The sequence below is a fragment of the Bradyrhizobium sp. IC4060 genome, from assembly GCF_020193715.1.
GTDB lineage: Bacteria > Pseudomonadota > Alphaproteobacteria > Rhizobiales > Xanthobacteraceae > Bradyrhizobium > Bradyrhizobium yuanmingense.
In genome coordinates this window covers 1,007,592-1,032,248 of the sequence record NZ_JADYVJ010000001.1, presented here as the reverse complement: position 1 = coordinate 1,032,248, position 24,657 = coordinate 1,007,592, and the positions used below count along the sequence as shown (strand labels likewise).

Annotated in this window: 24 protein-coding genes; 16 read left to right on the top strand and 8 right to left on the bottom strand. The window is 64.5% G+C overall.

What is annotated here, in order from left to right:
- Positions 1–71 precede the first annotated feature (71 nt).
- The 3 genes from I6F16_RS04925 (at position 72) to I6F16_RS04915 (ending at position 3,412) form a co-directional block, all read left to right on the top strand.
- Positions 72–1,019 (top strand): ABC transporter substrate-binding protein, encoded by a 948-nt coding sequence (locus I6F16_RS04925; protein ID WP_036023609.1) that lies wholly within the window; start codon positions 72–74, stop codon positions 1,017–1,019.
- Between the two features lie 151 nt (positions 1,020–1,170).
- The gene (locus I6F16_RS04920; RefSeq protein WP_225111848.1) at positions 1,171–1,638 is read left to right on the top strand and encodes a MarR family transcriptional regulator; all 468 of its coding nucleotides are present in this window, start codon (positions 1,171–1,173) and stop codon (positions 1,636–1,638) included.
- 67 nt (positions 1,639–1,705) lie between these two features.
- Positions 1,706–3,412 carry an FAD-dependent oxidoreductase gene (locus I6F16_RS04915; protein ID WP_225111849.1) on the top strand — a complete coding sequence of 569 codons (1,707 nt, stop codon included), beginning with the start codon at positions 1,706–1,708 and terminating at the stop codon, positions 3,410–3,412.
- On the opposite strand, the gene I6F16_RS04910 is transcribed toward I6F16_RS04915, so the two are convergent.
- The 3 genes from I6F16_RS04910 to I6F16_RS04900 form a co-directional block, all read right to left on the bottom strand.
- Positions 3,377–4,912, bottom strand: a complete 1,536-nt coding sequence (locus tag I6F16_RS04910; protein ID WP_225111850.1) for a hypothetical protein — start codon at positions 4,910–4,912, stop codon at positions 3,377–3,379. The two genes, I6F16_RS04915 and I6F16_RS04910, sit on opposite strands and share 36 nt — an antisense overlap.
- Before the next feature lie 29 nt (positions 4,913–4,941).
- Positions 4,942–6,117: a glycosyltransferase family 4 protein gene (locus I6F16_RS04905; protein WP_109144259.1), complete on the bottom strand. Its 1,176-nt coding sequence runs from the start codon at positions 6,115–6,117 to the stop codon at positions 4,942–4,944.
- A gap of 206 nt (positions 6,118–6,323) precedes the next feature.
- The gene (locus I6F16_RS04900; RefSeq protein WP_128262439.1) at positions 6,324–7,670 is read right to left on the bottom strand and encodes a polysaccharide biosynthesis C-terminal domain-containing protein; all 1,347 of its coding nucleotides are present in this window, start codon (positions 7,668–7,670) and stop codon (positions 6,324–6,326) included.
- A gap of 409 nt (positions 7,671–8,079) precedes the next feature.
- Here I6F16_RS04900 and I6F16_RS04895 point away from each other — a divergent pair, with 409 nt between their 5' ends.
- Entirely contained in the window at positions 8,080–9,297 is a 1,218-nt protein-coding gene (locus tag I6F16_RS04895) for an NAD(P)/FAD-dependent oxidoreductase (protein ID WP_225111851.1), read from the top strand.
- A 20-nt stretch (positions 9,298–9,317) separates the two neighbouring features.
- On the opposite strand, the gene I6F16_RS04890 is transcribed toward I6F16_RS04895, so the two are convergent.
- Both I6F16_RS04890 and I6F16_RS37960 read right to left on the bottom strand, forming a co-directional pair.
- Positions 9,318–10,454 carry a GNAT family N-acetyltransferase gene (locus I6F16_RS04890; protein ID WP_225111852.1) on the bottom strand — a complete coding sequence of 379 codons (1,137 nt, stop codon included), beginning with the start codon at positions 10,452–10,454 and terminating at the stop codon, positions 9,318–9,320.
- Between the two features lie 313 nt (positions 10,455–10,767).
- The gene (locus I6F16_RS37960; RefSeq protein ID WP_260346694.1) at positions 10,768–10,890 is read right to left on the bottom strand and encodes a hypothetical protein; all 123 of its coding nucleotides are present in this window, start codon (positions 10,888–10,890) and stop codon (positions 10,768–10,770) included.
- Between the two features lie 236 nt (positions 10,891–11,126).
- Here I6F16_RS37960 and I6F16_RS04885 point away from each other — a divergent pair, with 236 nt between their 5' ends.
- Both I6F16_RS04885 and I6F16_RS04880 read left to right on the top strand, forming a co-directional pair.
- The gene (locus tag I6F16_RS04885; protein WP_157783999.1) at positions 11,127–11,387 is read left to right on the top strand and encodes a hypothetical protein; all 261 of its coding nucleotides are present in this window, start codon (positions 11,127–11,129) and stop codon (positions 11,385–11,387) included.
- A gap of 88 nt (positions 11,388–11,475) precedes the next feature.
- Positions 11,476–12,765 carry a c-type cytochrome gene (locus I6F16_RS04880; protein ID WP_225111853.1) on the top strand — a complete coding sequence of 430 codons (1,290 nt, stop codon included), beginning with the start codon at positions 11,476–11,478 and terminating at the stop codon, positions 12,763–12,765.
- 30 nt (positions 12,766–12,795) lie between these two features.
- Here I6F16_RS04880 and I6F16_RS04875 read toward each other — a convergent pair whose 3' ends face one another.
- Complete coding sequence (locus I6F16_RS04875; RefSeq protein ID WP_225111854.1) at positions 12,796–14,766, bottom strand: 4Fe-4S binding protein; 1,971 nt, start codon at positions 14,764–14,766, stop codon at positions 12,796–12,798.
- Positions 14,767–14,930: 164 nt separating this feature from the next.
- Here I6F16_RS04875 and I6F16_RS04870 point away from each other — a divergent pair, with 164 nt between their 5' ends.
- The 10 genes from I6F16_RS04870 to I6F16_RS04825 all read left to right on the top strand — a co-directional run bounded on the left by I6F16_RS04870 (position 14,931) and on the right by I6F16_RS04825 (position 24,100).
- Entirely contained in the window at positions 14,931–15,671 is a 741-nt protein-coding gene (locus I6F16_RS04870; RefSeq protein WP_036005127.1) for a biotin/lipoate--protein ligase family protein, read from the top strand.
- Positions 15,668–16,207 (top strand): DUF6505 family protein, encoded by a 540-nt coding sequence (locus tag I6F16_RS04865; RefSeq protein WP_036005125.1) that lies wholly within the window; start codon positions 15,668–15,670, stop codon positions 16,205–16,207. Before I6F16_RS04870 ends, I6F16_RS04865 begins: the two co-directional genes overlap by 4 nt.
- A complete protein-coding gene (locus I6F16_RS04860; RefSeq protein ID WP_225111855.1) occupies positions 16,204–17,211 on the top strand; it encodes a DUF6352 family protein in 1,008 nt (335 codons plus the stop codon). Before I6F16_RS04865 ends, I6F16_RS04860 begins: the two co-directional genes overlap by 4 nt.
- The gene (locus I6F16_RS04855; protein ID WP_225111856.1) at positions 17,208–17,723 is read left to right on the top strand and encodes a DUF3305 domain-containing protein; all 516 of its coding nucleotides are present in this window, start codon (positions 17,208–17,210) and stop codon (positions 17,721–17,723) included. Before I6F16_RS04860 ends, I6F16_RS04855 begins: the two co-directional genes overlap by 4 nt.
- Complete coding sequence (locus tag I6F16_RS04850; RefSeq protein ID WP_225111857.1) at positions 17,720–18,343, top strand: DUF3306 domain-containing protein; 624 nt, start codon at positions 17,720–17,722, stop codon at positions 18,341–18,343. The genes I6F16_RS04855 and I6F16_RS04850 overlap by 4 nt, the downstream gene beginning before the upstream one ends.
- Positions 18,344–18,472: 129 nt before the next feature.
- Complete coding sequence (locus I6F16_RS04845) at positions 18,473–19,252, top strand: molecular chaperone TorD family protein (protein WP_225111858.1); 780 nt, start codon at positions 18,473–18,475, stop codon at positions 19,250–19,252.
- Positions 19,253–19,281: 29 nt separating this feature from the next.
- Positions 19,282–19,491: a twin-arginine translocation signal domain-containing protein gene (locus I6F16_RS04840; RefSeq protein ID WP_036005112.1), complete on the top strand. Its 210-nt coding sequence runs from the start codon at positions 19,282–19,284 to the stop codon at positions 19,489–19,491.
- 14 nt (positions 19,492–19,505) lie between these two features.
- Positions 19,506–22,448 (top strand): formate dehydrogenase subunit alpha, encoded by a 2,943-nt coding sequence (locus I6F16_RS04835; protein WP_225111859.1) that lies wholly within the window; start codon positions 19,506–19,508, stop codon positions 22,446–22,448.
- 13 nt (positions 22,449–22,461) lie between these two features.
- Positions 22,462–23,058 carry a formate dehydrogenase FDH3 subunit beta gene (gene fdh3B / locus I6F16_RS04830; RefSeq protein ID WP_036005105.1) on the top strand — a complete coding sequence of 199 codons (597 nt, stop codon included), beginning with the start codon at positions 22,462–22,464 and terminating at the stop codon, positions 23,056–23,058.
- A gap of 40 nt (positions 23,059–23,098) precedes the next feature.
- Positions 23,099–24,100, top strand: a complete 1,002-nt coding sequence (locus I6F16_RS04825; protein ID WP_036005247.1) for a formate dehydrogenase subunit gamma — start codon at positions 23,099–23,101, stop codon at positions 24,098–24,100.
- A 14-nt stretch (positions 24,101–24,114) separates the two neighbouring features.
- Here I6F16_RS04825 and I6F16_RS04820 read toward each other — a convergent pair whose 3' ends face one another.
- On the bottom strand, positions 24,115–24,315 hold the full coding sequence (locus tag I6F16_RS04820; protein ID WP_225111860.1) for a hypothetical protein: 201 nt from the start codon (positions 24,313–24,315) through the stop codon (positions 24,115–24,117).
- Positions 24,316–24,387: 72 nt separating this feature from the next.
- Complete coding sequence (locus I6F16_RS04815) at positions 24,388–24,528, bottom strand: hypothetical protein (RefSeq protein ID WP_225111861.1); 141 nt, start codon at positions 24,526–24,528, stop codon at positions 24,388–24,390.
- Between the last annotated feature and the right edge of the window lie 129 nt (positions 24,529–24,657).

Genomic DNA, 24,657 nt, shown 5'->3' with positions numbered 1-24,657 from the left:
CTTGAGACGAGATTCCGTTGCGGCAACTGGTCTGCCGCGCCGGGGACGAAGACAGACCAGGGAGGAAGTCCATGTTGAAGACGATCATGCTCGCCGGCGCCGCCATGGCGCTTGCCCTCACCACCGCACCATCCTTCGCCAAGGAGCTCAAGTCGATCGGCGTCTCGCTGGGATCGATGGGCAATCCGTTCTTCGTCGCGCTGTCGAAGGGCGCCGAGTTCGAGGCCAAGAAGACCAATCCCAACGTGAAGATCACGACGGTCGGCTTCGAATACGACCTCGGCAAGCAGGTCACCCAGATCGATAATTTCATCGCCGCCGGCGTCGACCTGATCCTGCTCAACCCCGGCGATCCCAAGGCGATCGGGCCGGCCATCAAGAAGGCGCAAGCCGCAGGCATCGTCGTCGTTGCGGTCGACACCGCGGCCGAGGGCGCCGATGCCACCGTGACCACGAACAACGTGCAGGCCGGCGAGATCTCCTGCCAGTACATCGTCGACAAATTGGGCGGCAAGGGTGACGTCATCATCGAGAACGGGCCGCAGGTCTCCGCCGTGATCGACCGTGTGGTCGGCTGCAAGAACGTGTTCGCGAAGAATCCCGGCATCAAGGTGTTGTCGAGCGACCAGGACGGCAAGGGCTCGCGCGAGGGCGGCCTCACCGTCGCGCAGGGCTATCTGACCCGCTTCCCCAAGATCGACGCCATCTTCGCCATCAACGATCCGCAGGCGATCGGTACCGACCTTGCGGCACGCCAGCAGAACCGAACCGGCATGATCATCACCGCCGTCGACGGCGCGCCCGATATCGAGGCCGCGCTGAAAGATCCGCAGTCGCCGCAGATTCAGGCGTCCGCGTCGCAGGATCCGTTCTTCATGGCGCGGCGGGCCGTGCAGGTCGGCGTCGGCATTCTCAACGGCCAGAAGCCGGCTTCGACCGTCGAGCTGCTGCCGTCCAAGCTGGTGACACGGGATAACGTCGCCGCGTACAAGGGCTGGACCTCGGATCGCTCGCAGTAAGGCATCGGGGCGTTCGAAGCACGAGAGATGGCGGGTGGCGGTTCGATCGCGCCGCCCGCCCGCCGATACCTCGCGTGCTCACCAGTAGCACGCAGCAATGCCTGTGCTAGCTTTCCACGATCTCGTTCGGTCGATTCGGAAAGCAGATCCGGTGAAATCCACGACGTCAGGCACCGCGTGGCGGCATGCCAATATCGGCCGCCTGCTCAATAACGCGGTGCGGCGCTTCGAAGGCCGTGTGCTCGAATTGATGACCGAGCGGGGCCACGACGAGACGCGCATCGCCCATGTCAGCCTCACGCGCAATCTGGACGTGGAGGGGACGCGGCTCACCGAGCTCGCCCGCCGCGCCTCCATGAGCAAGCAGGCGATGGGCGAGCTGGTCGACCAATGCGCCGCGCTCGGCCTCGTCGATCGCATCGCCGATCCGACCGACCGGCGCGCGCGCATCGTCGTGTTCACGCGCACGGGGCGCAAATGGCTCGATGCGTTCCGTGATGCCGTCGACATCGCCGAGCGGGAGATGCGCGTCGAGCTCGGCAAGGCCACGATGGATGCAATCCTGAAGGGGCTCGCGGTGTATGGCACGGAATTTGACACGCTCGATGACCCGGATTAGTCAGGCAGCTTGACGAAATAGTCAGGTGTCCTTACCATGCAGGTTGGTGTTGGTAGGAAGAAGCATCTTGGAAATTCGTCTGACGGCCGCGGTGCTCATCGTTGGCGGGGGCCCTTGCGCGCTGATGCTGGCCAACGAGCTCGGCCGCCGCGGCGTGTCCGCGATCCTGGTCGACGAAAAGCCGGGCACGACCTTCAACCCGCAAGCCAATGCGACGCAGGCGCGCTCGATGGAGCATTATCGGCGGCTGGGCTTTTCCGACGAGATCAGGCGCGAAGGTCTGCCCGCGGACTACCCGACCGATGTCGCATATTTCACGCGCTATACCGGATACGAGCTGGCGCGGTTCGCGCTGCCGTCAGCGTCGCGGGCGGGTGAGCTGATCAAGGGCATGTCAGGCTCCTGGAGCGCGGCGGAGCTGCCGCATCGGGTCTCGCAGAAATATGTCGAGGCGGTGCTGCGCCGCCACGCCGAACGGCTGCCCGGAATCCAGCTCAACTACGGTCACCGGCTGATCGGCTACACGGAAAGTGATGACGGTATCGTCGGCGAAATCGAACGTCTCGACGATGGCAGCCGCTCCCGGGTCCGGGCCGGCTTCCTGGTCGGGGCGGACGGGCCGCGCTCGATGGTCCGACAATCGCTCGGGATCGTCTATGGCGGCGAGAGCGGGACGCAGCGCGACTTCATGGGCGGCCGCATGCTGGCGGTCTATCTCCGCTCGCCCGATTTCTACGCGCGCGTTCCCCACGCGAAAGCGTGGATGTACAATTGCTTCAACGGCGACCGCCGCGCCTTCATGGCCTCGGTGAACGGTCGTGATGAGTTTGCATTCCACACCCAGTTGCGACCGGGCGAGGACGAAACTGCGATCACGATCAACCAGGCCAAAGCCGCGTTCCAGCGCGCCTGCGGTGCGCCGATCGATTGCGAAGTTCTGTCCTTCCTGACCTGGACCGCCGGTCACGCATTGGTGGCAAGCGGGATGCAGCGGGGCAGGGTCTTCCTCGGCGGCGACGCGGCGCATCTGTTCACGCCGACCGGCGGGCTCGGCTACAACACCGCCATCGAGGATGCGGTCAATCTCGGCTGGAAGCTCGCAAGCGTCGTCAAGAGCGTGAGCCCGGCGGCACTGCTCAATAGTTACGAGGTCGAGCGGCGTCCGGTGGCGCTCCGCAACACCGATCATGCGCGCCGCTTCGCCGATTCGCTTGGCCTCTTCGCGCCGGCGCCGGAGATCGAGGATGCCACGGAGGCCGGCCACAAGGCGCGGCGAATCGCGGGTGCCTATCTCAATCAGCACGCCCGTGCCGAGTTCAACATCCCCGGCGTCACCTTCGGCGGACGCTACGACGGCTCCCCAATCATCGTCCCCGATGGTAGCGAGCCGCCGCCGGATGCTGCCAACGTCTACGTTCCCACCGCCTCTCCCGGTGGCCGCCCACCGCATGCGTGGCTGGAGGACGGCATGTCGCTATACGACCTGTTCGGATTCGAATGGACCTTGCTTCAGTTTGGGGACGTCATGTCGGCCCATGCGTCATTCGCTGACACCATTCGCGCGATCGGGGCCGACGTAAAGCTCGTCACGCTACCCAGATCGTTGCGCGATCTCTATGAGGCGGATCTCGCCCTGATACGTCCCGACCAGATCGTGGCTTGGCGCGGCAACGCATCGCAGGCCGGAACGATCGCACGCGTTCTTAGCCGCGTACTCGGGCGCGAAGACGCGCGGCTGCTAGCCGGCGGTGGAGGGATTGGTTCGCGCAGGTGACACGGCCGATGGAATTGCGCTCGTAAAGAGACTGGTCTTGGGCTGGACGCGCGATCCGTCGATCAGCTCGAGCCGCCCGCAGCGATTCAAGGTGTGCAGCTTCCTGCCCGGCCATGCCGGTCCGGGTTTCAGAGTGTGGCGGACGACCTGCTTGAATACCGTCGGCGACAGCTCGACCACTTCCGCCAGGGCAAGCGCTGCGCCGTATCCGTCGGTGCAATCCTGGACCGGTCGCCACAGTCTGTCATCGAGCGTGACGAAGTTTCCTGCCGGCCGCGTGCTGGCGCGGTCGATCAAGACGGGATTGCTGGCGTGGGGAAGCCAAGGCCCCAAGAGCCGATCGGCGTAATAGATCGCCAGCGAATCCGAATAGCCACCCGTTCCGTCGCGCCAGGCGCCAAACAGATAATACAGGCCGTTGTGGCGCGTGATCGTGACGTCGGCCAGCTCGAGGCCGGAAAGGAGCGTTGCGTATCGCTCCCATTTGTCCGGAAACCGAGTGCATTTGTAGAGGGCGACGTCCCCGCGGGTCGAGCTCTCCGGGATCATCCACAGCTCGCCATCGTCCTCGATCAGGAACGGATAGGAGAGGTGACAGGGCTCCTCCAGCACCGGCATCACCTCGCCGATCGGCCCCGCGTCGTTGAACGCGATCGCGGAAATGATACCTTTTCCGACACGGTGATCGAGATCCTCGAAGAAGGCGAAGGTCCGTCCCTGCCACGTGACGGGAAAGGGATCGGCGTAGAAGTGGTTTCCAGGATCTCCCAGAACGTTCCAGCTTGGACCTGACAGGTCTCCGGTCTGCCAGACGCCCGGGCCGTCGTTGAAGCGCCATCCGATATGCCAATGCGGGGCATAGCAGCAGAGGCGATAGATCTCCTTGGCGATCGATACGGCAAGGCCGCGCGCCACGTAGCCAACGGGTCCGCGGTGCGGGACAGTTGAAGCGGGGCGCGGCAGGTGCGGCACGATGCGCGGCCTTCCCGACAGGATCGCCGCCAGCATGGTGAGGGTCCGCGCCATGATCGTTTCGAGCGCACCACTGAGGCCCGCAGCAATCTCACCGGACGGATGGCCGCGGTCGAGGACCGAACCGTCGATCTCGTTGACGATCTCGATCACGGGCAGGTCGCCGGCGAGGATGGCGGCGAGCGCGGCATTTTCGCCTGCGACGCCGTTGAACAGCGGCCGCAGATACAGCCGGGCCGGGCTCGCCGGATCGCGCGGGGCATTCGTGAAATCGACGATTACGTCGGCGGTGCCGATGCTGACCCGTGCTGGTTCGGAGCTGATCGTCAGCCTGTCGGCGGCGCTGTGCTTGCCCTTGTGCAACACGATGCGTTCGAGCTCGAACAGCGCATCGAGACCTGCCGGCCGCGGCTCCGCCGTTGCCGTCCATGCAACTTGCACCGGCATGTCCCGGCCGTCGACCGACAGCGTCCTGCGGTCCATCCAGCGCCGCGCATAGTCACGTTCACAGCGAAACTCGATGATCATGTCGAGCCAATCTGTTCCGACGTATCAGGTCAAACGACCCGGTCGAGAATCCGGACGTATTCCTCGACCATGGCATCTACCGAATAGCGCAGCCGCAGGCCTTTGGCGTTTTGTCGCAGCTCGTCACGTAATTGCTTGTCGGTTACCAGCCTGGAGACCGCCGCGGAGAGCTTCGCATGATCGGAGGCATCGACGAAGAGCGCCGTCGGTCTGCCCTCGTAGGACAATACCTCGCGCAGGACGGGAAGATCGGTCACGACGGAGGGAACACCGGCGTTGGCAGCCTCGACCGCGGCCAGACCGAAGGTCTCGGCCTGGGTCGGAAAGACGAACACGTCGAGACAAGCAAGGAAGTCCGCCATTCGGCCAGGAGGAATCTCTCCCAGCAAATGCAGACGGTCCGCGACGTTCAAGTCGTTCGCGAGCTGCCTCAGCCGGGCCTCGTCGGCTCCCTGGCCGGCCAGCGCAAGATGCCAGGACGGTTGATCCGGCAGCAGACCGATCGCCAGATCGAGCCGCTTATGCGGATGCAGCCGTGCCGCGCAACCGAGCAGGACGCGGTCCGGTGGCAGGTTGAATTGACCTCGTGCCGCCTCCTTCGACAGGGTAAGGGCCTTGTCGTCGAAGCCGTGCGGCACATGCACCATGCGCGACCGGTAGGCCGCGGGGTAGCGCGAATATTCGCGCTCCATGTCCTGCGAATTGAGCGTGATGCAGTCGAAGAAGCCGAGGCTGCCCATGGCGATGTCGGCGGTGCGGACCGGCCAGCTCATCGCCAGCGCGGATGAAACCTGATTGGCGACGACGGGTGCACGGCTGACGAGGCGCGTGACGCCGGCGCCGATGACGTTGCCGAAATGCTGGAAGGTCAGGACGGCGTCGGGCCTGGTGGTTCTGATGTGGCGGCCGAGCGTCCACAGCATCCGCAGCAGCGCCAGCGGATTGCCCGGCCGGCTCGGCGCGCAGTAGAGCGTGGCGGGCGGTTCGTCAAAGGAGTCCGATTTGCGGAAGAAGAACAGATTGGTGACCCGGTGACCGCGCGCGGTCAGCCCGGCGCCGAGCAGCCGCGAGATCTCCTGTGCACCGGCGTTCTCGGCCTGGGTTTGCGCAAGAAGCACGTGGAGTTTTCGCCCACTGCCGTTCGGCCGCGCAGGTGCCGTCGCGCTCGTCTCGTCCAGGTCCTTGTTCGGCTGATAATGGAGCACGGATCCCGACCCGCTAAAGCAACGAAATCTTCACCTTCTTAACTCCGTACCTATCATGCGGGCATCCCGCGGACACCGGCTAGCAACAAACGGAGTTAATGCGGCGCGATGGCCACGGTGTCGTTGGCGCAGCATTTCCGCTGGTTCCCGGCTGGCGCGTTAACCAATCGGTCCTGCGCGTTCACCCCGGCGGCGCGTGCTGACACCTAGTCACGCGAGTCCGCGCTACGAACGGCATAATTGCCGCGCCTCGATGCTGGGAAGCGCAAGAGCACCAGAACGGAAGGATCCACCCCGCTGCGCCGGCGGCAGAGGACGTTCAGGGCGATGGTCGCGAGCGCGAGCGACACGGTCGTCGAAATCGCCGCGCCAAGCACGCCGAGGAAGGGGACCAGGACGAGAAATCCGACGAGCCGCAGCCCGACGTTGGCAGCGACCACCGGCACATAGATTCGTTCATGACCGGTCAGCTGCAGGATCGCAGCAGCCGGGCCGCCCGCCGCCTGGATGGCGGTTCCGATTGCAAGCACGATCAGGACCGAATGCTGCTCGGCGAAATGAGGTCCGAACAGGTTGAGGAGATAGGGGCCGCCGATCCAGATCGTGGCGAGACCGGCGACGACGCAGAGCCCAGTCACTTCCGCCATCAAGCGCGAGGTCCGCTCGAACTCCCCGTGGTTCTTGCTGAAATAGAGCGACGGGAGCCGGCGCGCACCGAACGTGTAAAGCGCCGCGGACACCATGGCGAAAATGTTGGCGAGGCGCGAGGCGGCAAAGTAGATTCCCGCGGTCGTCGGATCCAGCATCCAGTAGACCAGAATGACGTCGAGATACTGATTGGCGACTTCGAGGATCGATGCGAGCCAGAAGTGCAGGGCACTTGATCGCCAGCGTGACGTCTCCGAGCGCGCCGGCGTACTGCGCAGATCCGGCAGCACGCGCGCGACGGATACGATCTGCGCAACAAGGCCAACCGACATGGCGACCGTCATCGCCGCGAACAGCTCGGCCGGATCGAGTTGGCGATGGGCGAGCAGCATGACGAGCAGGAACACGACGACGAGGGCCCGCCAAAGGAACTCGCGGTTTCCTTCGCCCATGATAATGCTGACCAGCGAGCGCGCGATCTGGCTGCCGAGCATCAATCCGGCATTGACGGCCGTGTAGGCCGACACCGCAAGGATCAGCAGCCACCAGTCGCCTCTCATGCTCGCGACGATCGCGATCCCGCCGATCACGATCAGCATTGCGACCGAGGCGATCTTCAAGCTCGATTGCAGCACGCCTTTGGTAAGGTCCGGCCTTTCGCCGACCTGATATTCGTTCAGGAATCGCACCAGCAGGGATTCCTGGCCGACCAGTCCCACCACGGCTGCGATCTGCGCGACCGACAGCCAGGTCGCAAAGATGCCGAAGCCGTCAGGCGACATCGTCCGCGCCGCCAGCGAGAACAACGCGAACGCGAGCACGCCGCTGCCGACCTTGAGCAGGATGGTCCCGGCGACACCGCGCGTGACGTCGCGCCGCATGAACTGGAGAATGGATGCGATCATGGAAGGGTTAAGGGAGCCGCGCTCCCCTGACGAGACATGTTCCGATACCGGCGAGAACCTAGCATGTCGAGCAATCGCGAGTGTTAATGGACGAGTTGGAGGATTTCGGCGATCGCGGTGATACGGGTTGCTTCGTTCTGGAACATCGCTGTCTCCATTGTCCAACATCTGCGAGTTTCAACTCGCGCGACGGACGGCATAACGCCGCATCGACGACTCAGAAGGCGAGATCCGGGGCTCGCGTGCAGAATGGTTTCGGGACAGCAAGACGCGTGCCGCGGCGAGTCGGCGAACTGGGCACCTGCGGTCATTAACCTCAATCTCAGGAAATGTTCGCACCCGGCCCTGCGATGCGACATCAGGCGAGAGAATTGCACTGCAGACGCTGTTAACCGTGGGAGCCGGAGCCATGACGAGAACCGTGACCGAGCCGGTCGACGGGGACGAGACCGCAACCATCGACTCGGACGTCGCCATCGTCGGTGGCGGTCTTGCGGGATCGCTTGCGGCGGCCGTGCTGGCGCGGGCAGGGCGTCGCGTCGCTCTGATCGACAAGCGGGCAGTCCATCCGGATGAGTTTCGGGTCGAGAAGATCGGCGGCCATCAGCTGGAGCTGTTCGGTAAGCTCGGCTTTCTCGATGCGCTCGAAGATGTCGCGTGCCGATATGATCAAGTGCTCAACATCCGTGAGGGCAAGGTGGTCGATGTCAGCGTCGGCAGGGCTTACGGATTTGCCTATGCCGATCTCGTCGCAATGGCGCGTCGCCAGCTTCCGGATCCTTCCAACCTGATCGTCGACGAGGTCACAGCGATTGGCAGCAGCGGCGATGTCCAGCATCTCGAGCTCGCCTCCGGACCGCGCGTGGCGGCGCGCCTCGTCGTTCTGGCCACCGGCATGGCGGGAGCCCTGGGCTACAAGCTCGGCATCAGGCGGCGCGTGCTTGCCGAGCGCCATTCGGTGTCGTTCGGTTTCACGATCGCGCGCAAGGATGGCACCCCGTTCGATTTCGAGGCGTTGACCTGTTACGGCGAACGCACCGCCGATGGCATCGACTATCTCAGCCTGTTTCCCGTCCACGCCGGAATGCGTGCCAATCTCTTCATGTTCCGCGATCCGACCGATCCTGTTATGCGCGAGTTGCGCCGCGAGCCGGAGGCGACAGTCTTGCGCCTGCTGCCGGGATTGCGGAGCTACCTCGGCGATTTCCGTGTGACCGATCGCGTCCAGAACTGGGTGATGGATCTGACCGTCGTCGAGGGGCACCTCCGGCCCGGAATCGTGCTCATCGGCGATGCGTTCCAGACCAATTGTCCTGCGGCCGGAACGGGCGTCGCCCGCCTGCTCGTGGACGTCGACCGTCTCTGCACCGAATATGTGCCGCAATGGCTCGTGACCGCAGGCATGGGCCTGGAGAAGATCTCGCGATTCTATGCCGATCGCGACAAGATCGCGGCGGATCAGCAATCGCTGAAGATGGCACGCTTCCGCCAGGCGCTGACCTCGCGCAACGATATCGGCTGGGACGTGCGGCGACGGTTGCACTTCCTGCGGCGCAGTCTTGCACACCGCGTCGATCAGATGCATCCGGGCTGGCTTGGCCGCGTCCGCGGCGTATTGCGCGCCTGATCTCTGCGACCCCCCGCCGGTCAGCGCGTGGGCCTCGCGGTGTGGGCGGGCTGAACCTTCAAATCGGAGAGCCGCTTGGCCGCCAGCTTGAGCCAGGGCGCCTGCTTCAGCGCGAAGAGGGCGATTGCGCCTACGGCGCTGCCGACCTGCGTGACCTCCCACATCGGTGAAGCCTGTGCGCCGAACGATTTCTTGTATGGCTCGTCGCCGATGGTGAAGTCGAGCATCTGATCTCCGCGCTCGATACAATCCCGCGCCACTTGTTCGAACATCAGCGCGCCGATGGACTGGCTCTTGTAGCCGGCGATGTCGAAGGCGCTCATGATGACGAGGAAGCTGTCGCGGTGGCACAATCCGAGCACGGCGGCGATCACTTCGCCGTCCATCTTCATGGCATAGAGGCGAACGAAGGAGCCGAGGCCCCGAAGGGCGACGTCGGAATAGAAGCCGTAATATTCGGGCCGCTGCAGCAGGTCTCCGTCGCCTTGTGCGTGAAAGCGCGGGCCGCGAAACTTCCTCATCACCTCCATCGTCTCGAGCACGGCGGCGCTGTCGCTGCAGCATGAGAAGCTCAGCGCGCCCTTCTTCTGCAGCTGGCGATATTTCTTGGCGAGCTCCTTCTGGTAGGAGCGATCCATCGCACTGGCCCGCCATTGCTCGTACGGCGCGACCAGAACCGTGGCATAAGCATTGGTGTTCATCGAGACACGGCGGGACGTGGCGAGGAGGTCCTCGATCGGAAGCCGTCCGTCAGGCAGCTTGGCCATTCGCAGCAGATCGAAGGGGCGGACAAGGCGCCGAATCTGCGCGCATGCAGCCGCATCATGGAGCAATTGCGAGAACACGTCCGGGCTGCAAACCGGTGCCAGATAGTCGGAAACGCGCAAGTCGGCGAACTCGACGGTCCGTATCGGACCGCGCCGGATCCGGAGCAGCGGCAGCACCATGGCAAGGGCGCCGGTGTCGCGGTAGCGCACCACGACGACCAGAGCCGTTGCATCCGTTTCCGGCGCGAGCCTGGTGTAGAGGCTATGCAACCAGACCGGATGCTGGAAGGCAGTGGCAGCCGAACGATCGAACAGCTCTGCATATTCCGGAGACAGAAAGTCGAACGACGGCTCGATGGCGATGTCGAACGTGTTGCTGGGCTTATTCATGCGCACAAGGAAACCGGATCATCCGCGAACGTCGTTCGAACCGTAGCTGCGCTTATACCAAGGCCGTTACAGGTCAGACACTGCCGCCGCGCGATTTGCGCCAATGCGTTCAACCATGCTCGTATGGTTACCAAATTCTGAAGCCGGAGGCGGAAATGGCGCATGGAGCGCACCTTGCGCGGCGCCATCGTCTGCATGGCGCAGGCAATGATCTACGATCCTCGGCTGCAGGAAAGCTATGGTTCGCAAGGTCGAGCTCGTTCCCTCCGCTCCGATCCTCGGGCCGATCGGGCTCAAGCGCGAGTGAGACTTCTTAGAGACGCACCCCGGTGGTGGCAAACGCGTGCGCGGCGGGCTCCTGCACGCGATCGAGGATCACCATCCCACCAACCGCGATCACCACGGCCGCGACGCAGCCAAGCAAAAAAGCCTTCATCCTCCGCCTCCCTCGATTGGACCACGCCATCTATACGACAGGGCCTGCGGCGAGCAAGCTCGTCGATCGCATCAGCCATCCGCCCGCTATGGGCTTTTGAACACGGGATCGGCGGAAAGACGCATCGCCCATCGAGCCAAGGGACCGGAGCTCGGCGCTGCTGCGCTGCACGATCCGGAACGGATGCGGGTCTTGCAAGTTTTCTGCAGGCCTGGTGAGCGCATCGGAGGCTTGGCGTGAAATTACCGAGAACGATCCTGTGCTTCGCAGCACTTTGCTTTGTCGAGGGCGCCCTGGCCCAGCCGGCGCAAACCAACTCGCCGACGGGGCAAACGCCTCCCGAGGACAAGGGCCAGCTCCAGCCGCAAGGTTGGACGGGTCCGATCAATACCGGCTCGGGTGGTGCGCCGCCCGAAAGCCCCCAGGGCCAGAGTCCGCCCGGAATGCAGCCCGCGCCGGAGGGGTCGTCCAAGACCACGACGGCACCGGCCAAGTAGACTGTTTCAAGTAGACCGTTCCAGGATATTCATTTCCGTTGCCTCTTCTGGCAATCTCGAGCGGGTGAATGTCAGCAGGCGGCCAGGAATGAACAGATCGGCTCTGTGCACGAAGGTGGCCGCATTGCTGTGGACCATCTTTGCCGCATCGACGGTGCATGCCGACATGGTCGGACACGGCGGCCCGATACGGGCTCTCGCCATTTCGCCCGATGACGACAGCCTTCTCTCCGGCAGCTTCGACACCGCCGTCATCCGCTGGTCGCTCAGGACAGATACGGCAGAGCACGTGCTGCGGTATCATGCCGATGGCGTCAACGCCGTCGCCTTTCTCAAAGACGGCCGCATGATCACGGCCGGAGCCGATGCGCGCATTGCGGTGTGGACGGCGGGCCGGCCGGAGCCGGACCGGGTGCTGGAGGGACATGTCGCTCCGATCGCGGCGCTTGCTGTGTCGTCCGATGGGACGCTTCTCGCATCGGCGTCATGGGACCAGACAGTGCGGCTCTGGTCGCTGTCGGACGGCACATCCCGCGTGCTCGAAGGGCATACGCAGAACGTCAATGGGGTCGCTTTCCTGCCGGACGGCAGGCTCGTCAGTGTCGGCTACGATCTTGCGCTGCGCATCTGGCGTTTGCCGGATGGCCAACCTGATATCGTGACTTTGCCGGCGCCGCTGAACGCGGTGGCTGTCGCGCCGGATGGTGAAATCGTCACGGGCGCGGTCGATGGCAGGCTGCGCATGCTGACAACGGACGGCAAGGTCAGCGGCGAGGTCGCGGCCAGTCCGACGCCGGTGGTGGCCTTGGCCATGTCGGCGGACGGTGCGCTGGTCGCTGCGGCCGGGATCGGCGGCACGGTGGCGATCATCGATCGCAAGTCGCGCAACCTGCTGCGCACCCTGGTTGGGCCCGGGCTGCCGGTGTGGGCGGTCGCCTTCCTTGCCGATCGCGAGACACTGATGACGGGGGGTGCGGACGGCAGCATCAGGCGCTGGAATGCCCGCACCGGCAATCCCATCGGTTCAAGCCTGATCGGCACACCGGCCGACCCGCTTGCGGCCTATGCCGGCGATCACGGCGCCGATGTGTTTCGGGCCTGTGTTGCCTGTCACACGCTCTCGGACAAGGAGGTGCAGCGTGCGGGTCCCACACTTGCGGGACTCTACGGCCGCAAGATCGCTTCGGTGCCGGGATATCGCTTCTCTGATGCACTGAAGACGATGGACATCGTCTGGACGCCGGAAACCGTCGCACGATTGTTCGAAATCGGGCCGAATGCCTACACCCCCGGCACCAAGATGCCGGAGCAGCGCATCGGCTCGGCCGAGGACCGACGCGCGCTGACCGAATTTCTGGCCCGCGCGACGTCGAGATGATTGCCTTGCGCCGATTCGACGGCGTCCGCTTTAGTCCTTGCCATTGCGTTCGCGGAGATAATCATCCGTTGTTCGCGGCGGCGTTCGTTCCGGAACGCCCTTGAACGGATCGAATTGCTGTTCGCTCATGACCACGACGCGGCAGTCCGCGCACATCCTGAGCGCCTCGATTCGCTTGTCGCCGGCCGGATACATCCAGTGCCGGCCTTCGAGCTTGGCGGCGATGCGGTCGATCGTGCTCTTGACGCCGAAGGGCGTGCCGCAGCGGACGCAGAGCGCGGGCTCCTCTTCCTTAATGACAAGGGCGGGCGCTCGCGCAGCGCGGAAATCGATCTGCGGCTTGAGGCTGATCACCTTCTCCGGACAGGTGCTCTGGCACAGGCCGCACTGGACGCAGGCATCCTCGATGAATTTCAGCACCGGCCGCTCGGGATCGTCGCGCAGCGCGCCGGTCGGGCAGGCCGAGACGCAGGATAGGCACAGCGTGCAGCCATCGGTCTCGACGCTGATTGCGCCGACGGGCGCACCTTGCGGCAGCGCGATGACGTCGACGGGCTGCGGCGCCAGCCGGTGCAACTCGCTGAGGGCGAACCGCAAGAGATCGCGCCGCTTGCCGACGGTCTTGAAAGTTGCCGGCGTCGGTACCGCGGCGAGCGTGCCGATATCAGTCAAATGCGCGCCGAGCGCGTCGGGATCGTCGGTTTCCATCGTAGCGAGGCGACGGCCCGCAAATCCAAGGCCGCCGAGGATCGCCTCAGCCATCGCGATCGTCTGCGTCAATCCGGTCACGTCGTGGCGCGGCTTGCCACGGAGCAGGAAGCGCACGGCAGAGACGCCATAGGCGAAGGCGCCGACGATCGCCTCCAGCCCGACCTGCGTGAGCTCGTTGACGGCAAAGGGAAGCACGTTCGCCGGCAGGCCGTCGCCATGCCGCGCGAGGGCGTCGATCAACGGCGTGCCGTGCGGGCTGTCGTGAAAGAGCAGCACCGCATTCGCGCCGCCGGCCTCGCGATAGGCGAGCAGCATGGCGCGAAGTTTATGGAGCAGCGTATCGGCGGGCGGCAGCGCGTAGGAGACCGCGCTGGTAGGGCAGGCCGCCGCGCATTGGCCGCAGCCCGCGCAGATATTCGGATCGATTGCGATATGATCGCCGACGGGCGTGATCGCCCCGGTCGGGCAAAGATCGAGACAGCGATGGCAGCCCGTGCGCTTCGAGCGCGAATGGGCGCAAAGCGCCGGCGCAACCTCGACATATCTGGGCTTGTCGAAGCTGCCGACGAGATCGCGCGCGGTCAGCACCGCGCGCAGCACCGCGGCGGGATCTTTCGTGTCGGCGCGGAGATAGCCGTCGCGCAGGTCGTGGGCGGGAAACATTGGCAGACCGCCGGAAAGATCGAGCACGATATCGCAGCGCGAGGTGACCCCGCTTCGCGGCGAGTCGAGCACGAAGCGATCGCGCGAGGAGGGGCGGGGACGCGCATAATCGTCGATGACAAGCTCGAACGCGCCGAAATGTCCCTTCGCGGAGCGGATCGTGCCCTTCACGATCGGGAACACCGTGGCAACCGGCGGCACCGTGTCATCGAGCTGCTTCAGCATCACGGTGACGTCGAGGTGATCGGCAAGCAGGCGGCCGGCCTCGATCGCGGCCTCATCGCGCCCGTAGATCAGGATGACGCCCTCGCTCGACAAGGTGACGAGCGGATAGTCCGGGGCGGGGATGGAGGCGGATGCGAGCAGGGCGGCCATTTTTGCGCCGGCGTGCGCGCCGTCGCGGGACCAGCCAGCCGTCTCGCGGATATTGACGAAGCCGATCGCGTCAGGCCGCTCGCCGGCCTCGTCCGAAAACTGCGCCGCCTGCTGCGTGCAGGCGACCGTCAACACGCCTTCTGTCGCGGCCATGTTGCGGAAATGATCGAGCTCCGCCCCGCAGAGGTGGCGGAAGCTCTTGACCTCGCTGTTCGGACATGCGCGCCGGATTGCAGCCACGTCGAGGCGCATCGTGTCTTCGCACGAGCAGATCAGGATGGTCTTCGACGGCTGCTCCAGGTTAACTCCTCCGCCTTTCGGACGACGACGACGGACTCGCGCCGGCCCTTCGCCTCGTATAGACATTATCCATCGGGAAGAAAAGGAAAGCGGAGGACGGTCTGCCGTCGATCCCAGTGAGCCATGTTTCCGCGGCGGAACCGATCCACCTGCCGCCGCCGTTCACATTGGTGCGATTGCGCGAGAGCGGCGACGCTTTTGCCCATGCATGCCGCATCGCACCGGAGAGCGGCGCCGGAACGCTCGTCTATGTCGGCCGCTTCGACCTCGCCGAGTTCGCCGTGGTGCTCGAGCCGGCCGAGCCGTTGCGCAGCGCGCGGCGTGCGTTCTACGCAGGCATGGTCGCGCTCACCGACGCGCTTCGCGCCTATGCACCGCCGAGCAAGCCGATCACGATCGGCTGGCCGGATGCGGTCAGGATCGACGGGGGGCTGGTCGGCGGCGGACGGATGGGTTGGTGTTCCGGAGCTGACGAGGACGCGCCGCCGCCCTGGCTGGTCTTCGGCGCGATGATACGGACGGTTGCCATGAATGATGACGATCCAGGCGTCCACCCGCTGGCCTCGGCGCTTGACCAGGAAGGCTTTGGCGAGGCGGGCGCGGCGCAGATCACGGAAAGCTTCGCCCGGCATCTGATGCTGGCGCTGGACGGCTGGCGGGTCGACGGCTTCGACAGCGTCGCGCGCGACTATCTCACGCGGATGCCGCGTGAAAGGCAGACGATACAGCGCATAGATGATTGCGGCGACCTCCTGACGCGCCGCATCGGGACGGAGACGATCGAACGAAGCGACCTGGTCCGGGCGCTCGCGGTGCCGTCCTGGCTCGATCCGGCCCTCGGAGGACCGCGCCTGTGAAACTCCTGCGCACGATCGCGCTCGATCCCTCGGACACTTTCGTGTTCGACGTGGCGGCAGAGCCGGGCGAATGGGCCGTTTCCGGCGCCTTCCGCTTCTGGGATTGCGATGGCGCGAAGCTCGAGGGCAAGGCCCGCGCGGCGTTTCGCGGTGGGTTCCTCGGGGTGCAATCCTGGGGCTGGTCGACGCTGGCGCAGATCGTTCCGGCGACCGCGGACGATTACCACGGCCTGGTCGATCTGCTGGCGAGGCAATTGGTCGATCGTTTCGGCGCGCCGGATATGGCGGCGGCGAAAACGGCGGCCGAAGAGGAGGTCGCTTTTGCCCAGTCGCTCTGCAGCCATCCCATCAGCTCGCTTATTGCAGTGCACCGCACCTCGAGCGACGGGGAGGTCCGCGAGTCGTTCCGCCGGCTGCAGCTTCGGGAAGGCCAGGGGCATGGCAAGGCGTTCTCGTTCATCGAGATGGAGGACGACGTCGAGCCGGACGGCGATCTCAGGCTTGCGGATCTCGGCCGGGAGCCGACCGTCCGATGAACGATTTCTGGATCTCCTGTGGTCACCACCTGCTCGATCGCGACGAGGGCGGCGGCCTGCGTGTCACGGACGAATTTCTCAAAGCCTATTTTGCCCGTCCCGAGCTGATGCCGCCGGACGACGCGTGCCCGGTCGAACGCCGGCTGCATCGCGATCTGCTCGCCGACCCGCGCCAGGCCGTCGGCGCCGGCGAGATCGCCGCGATTGCCGATGCTGATGCCAGGGAGAATTGGCAGTTCGTACTGGCGTTCCGCGATCTTCTGCTGCGGCATCCGACGCTTGAAGCCGCTTATCTTGCCTGGGTGCGATCAGGGGCGAACGATCTGCCGCCGCTGTTCGTCAACCAGCTTGTGCACGTCATCCTGCGCAACGCGCTCGACGGCTGCGACGACCCGTTCGTGCTGCGCGCGGCCGAATTGTTCTTCCGGATCCAGCGCGTTCTCCCACATGAGCACGCTTTGTTGCTGGGAGACGAGGAGGTCGTCGGCGGCCGGAGCCCGACCCCGGTGCTCTCGCTGATGTCGATGCTCGGCGCCACCACCGATGCGGTCGTCGAGGTGTTGGGCGAGGAGAATGCCGAGGCCTATTGGCACCGGAGCGACCAGTTCGACATGGCCCTCGACCTGACCGCCGACGGCCGCGGACCTGTAGCGCTGGCGCAGGCGATGACGCGTTGGGTCTCCCATCTGCTCGGCATCGATGTCGTGATCGAGCCGCTACGGGCGCTGCACGAGGCGAAGCTGAGCTGGTATGTCGGGCTCGATGCCGATGCCACGAGGCTCGGCGACCGTCTGTGGCACGGCGAAGAGCTCGGCGAGCGCGACGCCGATCGCGTGCTGGCGCTGTTCCGGCTGACGTTTGCGGATTCCAGCCGTGCCCTCGACGATGTCGGGGATGAGCCGGTCTACCTGATCCTGTCGATGACGGCGGATCAGAAGCTGCGGATGAAGCCACAGAATCTGCTGACCGGGTTGCCGGTGAAGCGGCTGGAGATGGCGACATGAGCCCCGCGGCATTGCCGTCCCTCTCGATTGCCGTCGGCGTCGTAGTCGAGCGGCGCAAGGCCGACTCGCCTTGGGTCGATTTCATCTGGCGCGGAATTGCTGTCCTGCCGGACGAGCCGTCGACCGAGCCATGGACCGTGCTTCGCGAGCAGGACGGCACAACCCTGTTCTATGCCGGAAGTGCGACCATCGATCTCTATCCGTCGGAGACGGCGCGCTATCGCGACAATCTCGCCTCCGGCAGTCCGAGCATCTGGGTCGTGTTGTCGCCTGCGGAAGGCGTCTGGCCCTATGCAGTCACCGCAGTGACCGCCGACCCCGCCGAGGGCGAAGGCTTTACCGAAGCCGCCGACAATCTCGTCGAGGCCGTGCCGATGCCGGAAGTGCTGCGCGAGGCGATTGAAAGCTTCGTGGCCGAGCACCATGTCGAGCGCGAATTCGTCAAACGCAAGCGGCGCCGTGCCGATCCGGAGGCGCTGGCGCGGCGCGAACATGAAGGCGGAAAGGAATGAGTGAGGAGGACTTCCTTGCGCGTTGGTCCCGCCGCAAACAGCAGTCGCGAGCGGAGCCGGCGAAACCTGCCCCGGCGCAGCCGACGCCGCCGTCCGAGGACAAAGAGGACGAGACGGAGTTCGATCTGTCGAGCCTGCCGTCGATCGACGAGATCAATGCTGCCACCGACATCACGGCCTTCCTCGGCAAGGGGATTCCTCGCGAGTTGAGCCTTGCGGCTCTTCGCCGCGCTTGGGCGACCGATCCCGCGATTCGCGACTTCGTCGGGCTCGCGGAGAATGCATGGGACTTCAACGACCCGACGGCGATGCCGGGATTTGGCCCGCTGGATTGTTCCTCGGAGGAGCTGGCCGCACTGGTCGATCGCATTGTCGGCGGCGTGCGCGAGGCGGCCAAGTCTGCGGCCCAGTCTCTTGCTGAGGCGTCGATCGAAACGGCGGATTCTCCGGCGGAATCGCATCAAGCCGATGTGGCACTTGTTTCCAATGTCGTCGAGCCGCCCGATGAGACGCAGCACCTGGCAATCCCTGCTGCAGTGCAACCGACAGTGGGTGAAAGACCTGCGGATTCTGCAGAGCCTGTGAGGTCCCGCACGCATGGTGGTGCACTGCCGCGCTGAACCACGACCAAAGACTATAGGTACAGGCTATGGCAGGCGATTGACCGTTGCTGGAACCCGGATTACGCTACCTACTGCTTTGTAACAAAAGCGATAATCAAGCAGACGGGACTGGGATGGGAGGTCCACGTGCGCGATGACGGACTTGATCGAGCGATCGATGCCGCAGGCGGCATCGCTCAGCTTGCACGCAAAATAGGCATCAGCCAGCCCTCCGTCTCGAATTGGACCCGTGTGCCCGCACAACGGGTGGTTGCAGTCGAAACGGCGACCGGCGTCTCCCGAAACGATCTGCGGCCCGATCTTTACGGTGAGCAAGCCGGCTCCGCCGAGCTCGTCGATCCCATCGATGCGGCGCGCGCGCAGGAATACGTCTTGCTCGCGGCGCTGCTGTCTGCGCCTCCGTCGAAGCGCCTGCTCGATCAGCTCGCCGCGCTCAGCGGAGACGCGACGCCGCTCGGTCGCGCGCATGCGGCGCTTGCCGAGGCCGCCTCGAACGCCGTCCCAGCGAAGGTCGAGCGGGAGTATTTCGATTTGTTTGTCGGGCTCGGCCGCGGTGAATTGCTGCCCTATGCTTCCTATTATCTCACGGGCTTTCTCAACGAACGGCCTTTGTCGCGCCTGCGCGGCGACCTGATGACGCTCGGCATCGAGCGTATCGCCAACGATTCCGAACCCGAAGATCACGCTGCCATCCTGTGCGAGATCATGTCGGGCCTTGCCGATGGCCGCTTCGATGCCTCACACGAGGCGCAGCGCGCCTTCTTCGAAAAGCACGTGTCGCCATGGATGGGGCGGTTGTTCGCCGACATCGAGAACGCGGGGACTGCCCGTTTCTATCGCGCAGTCGGCGCGCTCGGCCGCACTTTCATCGAAATCGAGACGGAAGCATTTACATTCGCCAGCTGACCGAGGCGCTTCGGTCCGGGAGAGATGCGATGAGTGACGAGACGAAAGCAAAGGTCGGACGCCGCGATTTCCTACGCAAGGTCGGCTTGGGTACCGCCGGTGCCGGCGCGGCGCTTGCAACACCGTTGGTCGGGTCCGCCCAGGCCGACAGTGAAACCAACGATGAGAAGCGCAAGGCGCGCTACAAGGAATCCGATCACGTGAAGACGTTCTACCGCGTCAATCGTTATCCGGCCTGAGAGGGAGGCTGCCCGTGCTTATCAAGCGAACACACCAGCGTTCCGATCGCCGCGGTTCCGTCGCCGAATCCCTTGCGGGGCAGGGCGGGGGACTTGATCGCCGCACATTCCTGCGCAAATCCGGTCTGGCCGGCGGCGCGCTCGCTGCGCTCGGGGCCATGCCGGTGGGCAACGTGCGAAAGGCGGAGGCGGCCGCCGCCGGCCCGCTCGCGGCCGGCGCCACCGTCAAGAAGAGCATCTGCACGCATTGTGCCGTGGGCTGCACGGTGACGGCGGAAGTCCTCAACGGAGTCTGGATCGGGCAGGAACCGAGCTGGGATTCGCCGATCAACCGTGGCTCGCATTGCGCCAAGGGCGCCTCGGTGCGCGAGCTCGTGCACAGCGATCGCCGCCTGCGCTATCCGATGAAGCTGGTGAACGGGCAGTGGACGCGCGTGTCGTGGGACACGGCGGTGAACGAGATCGGCGACAAGCTGCTGCAGGTTCGCGAGAAGTCGGGCAGCGATTCGGTCTATTGGCTCGGCTCGGCCAAGATGACCAACGAAGGAGCCTACCTGTTCCGCAAGTTGGGCGCGTTCTGGGGCACCAACAACACCGATCACCAGGCGCGGATCTGCCACTCCACCACCGTCACCGGCGTCGCCAATACCTGGGGCTACGGCGCGATGACGAACAGCATCAACGACATGCGCAACTCCAAGACGATGCTGTTTATCGGCAGCAACGCGGCGGAAGCGCATCCGGTCAGCATGCAGCACCTGCTCGAATCCAAGGAGCTCAACAAGGCGAATTTCATCGTCTTCGATCCGCGCCTGACTCGCACCGCGGCACATGCCACCGAATATGTCCGCATCCGTCCCGGCACCGACATTCCCGTGCTCTACGGCATGATGTGGCACATCCTGAAGAACGGCTGGGAGGACAAGGAATTCGTCGCCCAGCGCGTCTACGGCTTCGACGACCTGCGCAAGGAGGTCGAGAAATGGAATCCGCAGGAGGTCGAGCGCGTCACCGGTGTGCCCGCCGCGCAGCTCGAGCGCGTCGCCAAGACGTTCGCGACGGTCAAGCCCGCGACCATCATCTGGTGCATGGGCCAGACCCAGCACACGGTCGGCACCGCCAACGTGCGGGCGAGCTGCATCGCGCTGCTGATGACGGGCAACGTCGGCAAGGCCGGGGCCGGCGCCAACATCCTGCGCGGCCATGACAACGTGCAAGGCGCGACCGATGTCGGCCTCGATATCGTGACGTTGCCGTTCTATTACGGCCTCGCGGAGGGCGCCTGGAAGCACTGGTCCCGGGTCTGGGAGGTCGACTACGACTATCTCGTCTCGCGCTTCGACGAGAAGAAGCAGATGGAGACGCCAGGCATCCCGCTGACGCGCTGGTTCGATGCCGCGCTGTTGCCGAAGGCCGACGTCGCACAGAAGGACAACGTCAAGGCCGTGTTCGTGCAAGGCCACGCCAGCAACAGCATCACGCGCATTCCCGAATCGCTGAAGGGCCTGAAGGCGCTGGAGCTGCTGGTGATCGCCGATCCGCACCCGACCACCTGGGCGTCTCTGGCGGTCGAGGCCGGACGCAAGGACGGCGTCTATATCCTGCCCGTGGCGACGCAGTTCGAATGCGCGGGATCGCGCGTCGCCTCCAACCGCTCGATGCAATGGGGCGAGCAGATCGTCAAGCCGATCTTCGAATCCAAGGACGACCTCGAGATCATCTATCTGCTGGCGAAGAAGTTCGGCTTCGCCGACAAGATGTTCAAGAACATCAAGGTCGAGAACAACCTTCCGGTCCCCGAGGACGTGCTGCGCGAGATCAACCGTGGAAGCTGGTCGACCGGTTATTGCGGCCAGTCGCCGGAGCGCATCAAGGCGCACATGAAGAACCAGCACAAGTTCGACCTGGTGACGATGCGCGCCCCCAAGGACGATCCGGAAGTCGGCGGCGATTATTATGGCCTGCCTTGGCCGTGCTGGGGCTCGCCCGAGGTGAAGCATCCCGGCTCGCCGCTGCTCTACAACAACAATCTGCACGTCATGGACGGCGGCGGCGCATTCCGTCCGCGCTTCGGCATCGAGCGCGAGGAGAAGCTGCCCGACGGCACGACGCGCAAGGTCAGCCTGCTCGCCGACAAGTCCTTCTCCAAGGGCTCGGAGATCGAGGACGGCTATCCCGAGTTCACGCTGGCGAGCCTGAAGAAGCTCGGTTGGGACAAGGATCTCACCGAGGCCGAGATGGCGACGATCCAGCGGGTCAACCCGGCCAATCCGGATGCGGTGTCCTGGGCGCTCGACCTCTCCGGCGGCATCCAGCGCGTCGCGCTGAAGCATGGCTGCGTGCCCTTCGGCAACGGCAAGGCGCGCATGAATGCGTTCGGTCTGCCGGATCCAATCCCGGTGCACCGCGAGCCGATCTACACGCCGCGCGTCGACCTCGTCGAGAAGTATCCGACCTTGCCCGATGCCAAGCAGTTCCGTCTGCCCAACATCGGCTTCTCGGTGCAGAAGGCGGCGGTGGAGAAGGGAATCGCCAAGCAGTTCCCGCTGATCCTCTCCTCCGGGCGTCTTGTCGAATACGAAGGCGGCGGCGAGGAAACCCGCACCAATCCGTGGCTCGCCGAATTGCAACAGGACATGTTCATCGAGATCAGCCCGGCTGATGCCGCCGATCGCGGCATCAAGGACGGCGGCTGGGTCTGGGTGAGCGGCGCTGAGAACAACTCGCGGGCCAAGATGAAGGCGATGGTGACCGAACGCGTCGGCAAGGGCGTCGCCTGGATGCCGTTCCATTTCGGCGGCTGGCTCGGCGGTAACGACCTGCGCAAGAACTATCCTGCCGGCACCGATCCGATCGTGCTGGGCGAGAGCGCCAACACGATCACGAGCTACGGCTACGATCCTGCAACCGGCATGCAGGAGCCGAAGGTCACGCTTTGTCAGATCGTCGCAGCCTGAGAGGAGCACGCACATGGCTCGGATGAAATTTCTCTGCGACGCTGATCGCTGCATCGAGTGCAACGCCTGCGTCACCGCCTGCAAGAACGAGCACGAGGTGCCCTGGGGCATCAACCGGCGGCGTGTCGTCACCATCAACGACGGCAAGCCGGGCGAGCGCTCGATCTCGATGGCCTGCATGCACTGCACGGACGCGCCCTGCGCGGCGGTCTGTCCGGTGAACTGCTTCTACACCACGGCCGATGCCGTGGTGCTGCACTCCAAGGACCTCTGCATCGGCTGCGGCTATTGCTTCTACGCCTGTCCGTTCGGCGCGCCGCAATATCCAAAGGTCGGAAACTTCGGCTCCCGCGGCAAGATGGACAAATGCACCTATTGCGCCGGCGGCCCGGAGGCCGACGGCAGCAAGGAGGAATACGCGAAATACGGTGCGAACCGGCTGGCCGAAGGCAAGCTGCCGCTCTGCGCGGAAATGTGCTCGACCAAATCCTTGCTTGCGGGCGACGGCGAGATCATCGCGCAGATCTACAAGGAGCGCGTCATGAAGCGCGGCTATGGCTCGGGTGCATGGGGCTGGAAGACCGCTTATCGCGAGGCGATCGAGTCCTGAAGTGGCAACAGAAGGGCGCGCAAATACCGGGGAGGACGTGATGGCGTCATTTGGAAGGTTCATTCGCCTGGCGTTCGGCGTTTGCACGCTGCTTCTCTTGGCGATGGCGGCGCCTGCGAGTGCTCAGCAGGTCAATCCGACTGCAAGCTCGGTCAAGGAGCAGCAGCTTCTGCAGGAGCTGAACCGGATTCAAGGGCGTGTCAGCATTCCGGATCAGCGGTCCGGCGTTCTCGAGCAGCCGCAGGGGCGGGAATGGCGGGAATTCCGCATGGTGACGCTGCCCTGGATCGGCGGCGTTGCCATCATCGGCATGATCGCCCTGATCATGATCTTCTATCTCACCCGCGGCATGGTTCGGCTGGAAAGCGGCCACTCGGGCCGCACCATCGTGCGCTTCAACGGTTTCGAACGTTTCGTGCACTGGATGACGGCAACCTGCTTCATCATCCTGGCGATCTCCGGCCTCAACGTCACCTTTGGCCGGCAACTGCTTTTGCCGCTGATCGGTTTCGAGGCCTTTTCCGAATGGTCGCAATGGGCCAAATACGCCCACAATTATCTGAGTTTCCCGTTCACGCTGGGGGTCGTGCTGATCTTCCTGATGTGGATCGGCGGCAACATTCCCAGCAAGGTGGATATCGAATGGGCCAAGCGGGGTGGCGGCCTGATCGGGCATGACCATCCGCCGGCCAATCGCTTCAATGGCGGCCAGAAGATGATCTACTGGATCGTCGTGATCGGTGGTGGGCTCGTCGCGGCGAGCGGCTATGCGCTGATGTTCCCGTTCTACGGCACGGGTATCGAAAGCATGCAGATGGCCCAGATCGTCCACTCCATTGTGGCGGTCCTGTTCGTCGCGGCGATGATCGGGCACATCTATATCGGCACTATCGGCATGGAAGGTGCGTTCGCCGCCATGGGCTCGGGCGAAGTCGACGTCAACTGGGCGCGCGAGCACCACAGCCTCTGGCTCGACGAGCAGATGGCGCGAACGGGACCGAACGATGGGCAGCGGCAACCTGCGACCGCAGCGGCCGAATAAAGCGAGCCTGCCGCCTACCGCAGCTCTTTCGCAAACAAGACGGAGCGGTCCTGCAGCTCCTGCTCGGGAAGCTTGTCGGCTTGGCCCGTCTGCATGTCTTGAATGGACGCCATGCCGGGCTGACCGAAGTGAGGTACTGCATGCGGTCTGAACACGCTATTGGCCGCACCGGCGAGAAGCATGGCTGCGATTAGCGAGAGCATGAGGAATTTCATGCGCGTCTCCGTCTGCCATCTCCACCCGGCACGATGAATACATCGGGATCGTCGAATCGGATGTGAGCGGTTTCACAGCAACGGGTTCCAGTTGCGTGGGTCGAGCTCCCCCTGACGACCGTCAACTTCGGCGTCAAATTGGATATCTGCTTGCCAATGCGAGCGCCCATCCCGCATCGGCGCGGTGATCCCGCTGACGCGGAATTCCTCCATCAGGCACGCCATTTGGCTCGCATTCCGTCGGCTCGTCAGGGGGCAGACCGAAACTGGTCCGGCTCTTGCTCTTGCCAGTATGAGAAATTTTGATAAACGTCATACTGTAAGGGCGAGCGAATGGAACGA

Excerpts from the sequence above, each read along its gene's own strand:
- I6F16_RS04840 (WP_036005112.1), top strand. The coding sequence starts at position 19,282 with ATGAGTGACGAGACGAAAGCAAAGGTCGGACGCCGCGATTTCCTACGC.
- I6F16_RS04860 (WP_225111855.1), top strand. The coding sequence starts at position 16,204 with ATGAACGATTTCTGGATCTCCTGTGGTCACCACCTGCTCGATCGCGAC.
- I6F16_RS04825 (WP_036005247.1), top strand. The coding sequence starts at position 23,099 with ATGGCGTCATTTGGAAGGTTCATTCGCCTGGCGTTCGGCGTTTGCACG.
- I6F16_RS04815 (WP_225111861.1), bottom strand. The coding sequence starts at position 24,528 with ATGGAGGAATTCCGCGTCAGCGGGATCACCGCGCCGATGCGGGATGGG.
- I6F16_RS04855 (WP_225111856.1), top strand. The coding sequence starts at position 17,208 with ATGAGCCCCGCGGCATTGCCGTCCCTCTCGATTGCCGTCGGCGTCGTA.
- I6F16_RS04910 (WP_225111850.1), bottom strand. The coding sequence starts at position 4,912 with ATGATCATCGAGTTTCGCTGTGAACGTGACTATGCGCGGCGCTGGATG.
- fdh3B (WP_036005105.1), top strand. The coding sequence starts at position 22,462 with ATGGCTCGGATGAAATTTCTCTGCGACGCTGATCGCTGCATCGAGTGC.
- I6F16_RS04875 (WP_225111854.1), bottom strand. The coding sequence starts at position 14,766 with ATGCGCCTCGACGTGGCTGCAATCCGGCGCGCATGTCCGAACAGCGAG.
- I6F16_RS04895 (WP_225111851.1), top strand. The coding sequence starts at position 8,080 with ATGACGAGAACCGTGACCGAGCCGGTCGACGGGGACGAGACCGCAACC.
- I6F16_RS04850 (WP_225111857.1), top strand. The coding sequence starts at position 17,720 with ATGAGTGAGGAGGACTTCCTTGCGCGTTGGTCCCGCCGCAAACAGCAG.
- I6F16_RS04900 (WP_128262439.1), bottom strand. The coding sequence starts at position 7,670 with ATGATCGCATCCATTCTCCAGTTCATGCGGCGCGACGTCACGCGCGGT.
- I6F16_RS04880 (WP_225111853.1), top strand. The coding sequence starts at position 11,476 with ATGAACAGATCGGCTCTGTGCACGAAGGTGGCCGCATTGCTGTGGACC.
- I6F16_RS04925 (WP_036023609.1), top strand. The coding sequence starts at position 72 with ATGTTGAAGACGATCATGCTCGCCGGCGCCGCCATGGCGCTTGCCCTC.
- I6F16_RS04820 (WP_225111860.1), bottom strand. The coding sequence starts at position 24,315 with ATGAAATTCCTCATGCTCTCGCTAATCGCAGCCATGCTTCTCGCCGGT.
- I6F16_RS04890 (WP_225111852.1), bottom strand. The coding sequence starts at position 10,454 with ATGAATAAGCCCAGCAACACGTTCGACATCGCCATCGAGCCGTCGTTC.
- I6F16_RS37960 (WP_260346694.1), bottom strand. The coding sequence starts at position 10,890 with ATGAAGGCTTTTTTGCTTGGCTGCGTCGCGGCCGTGGTGATCGCGGTT.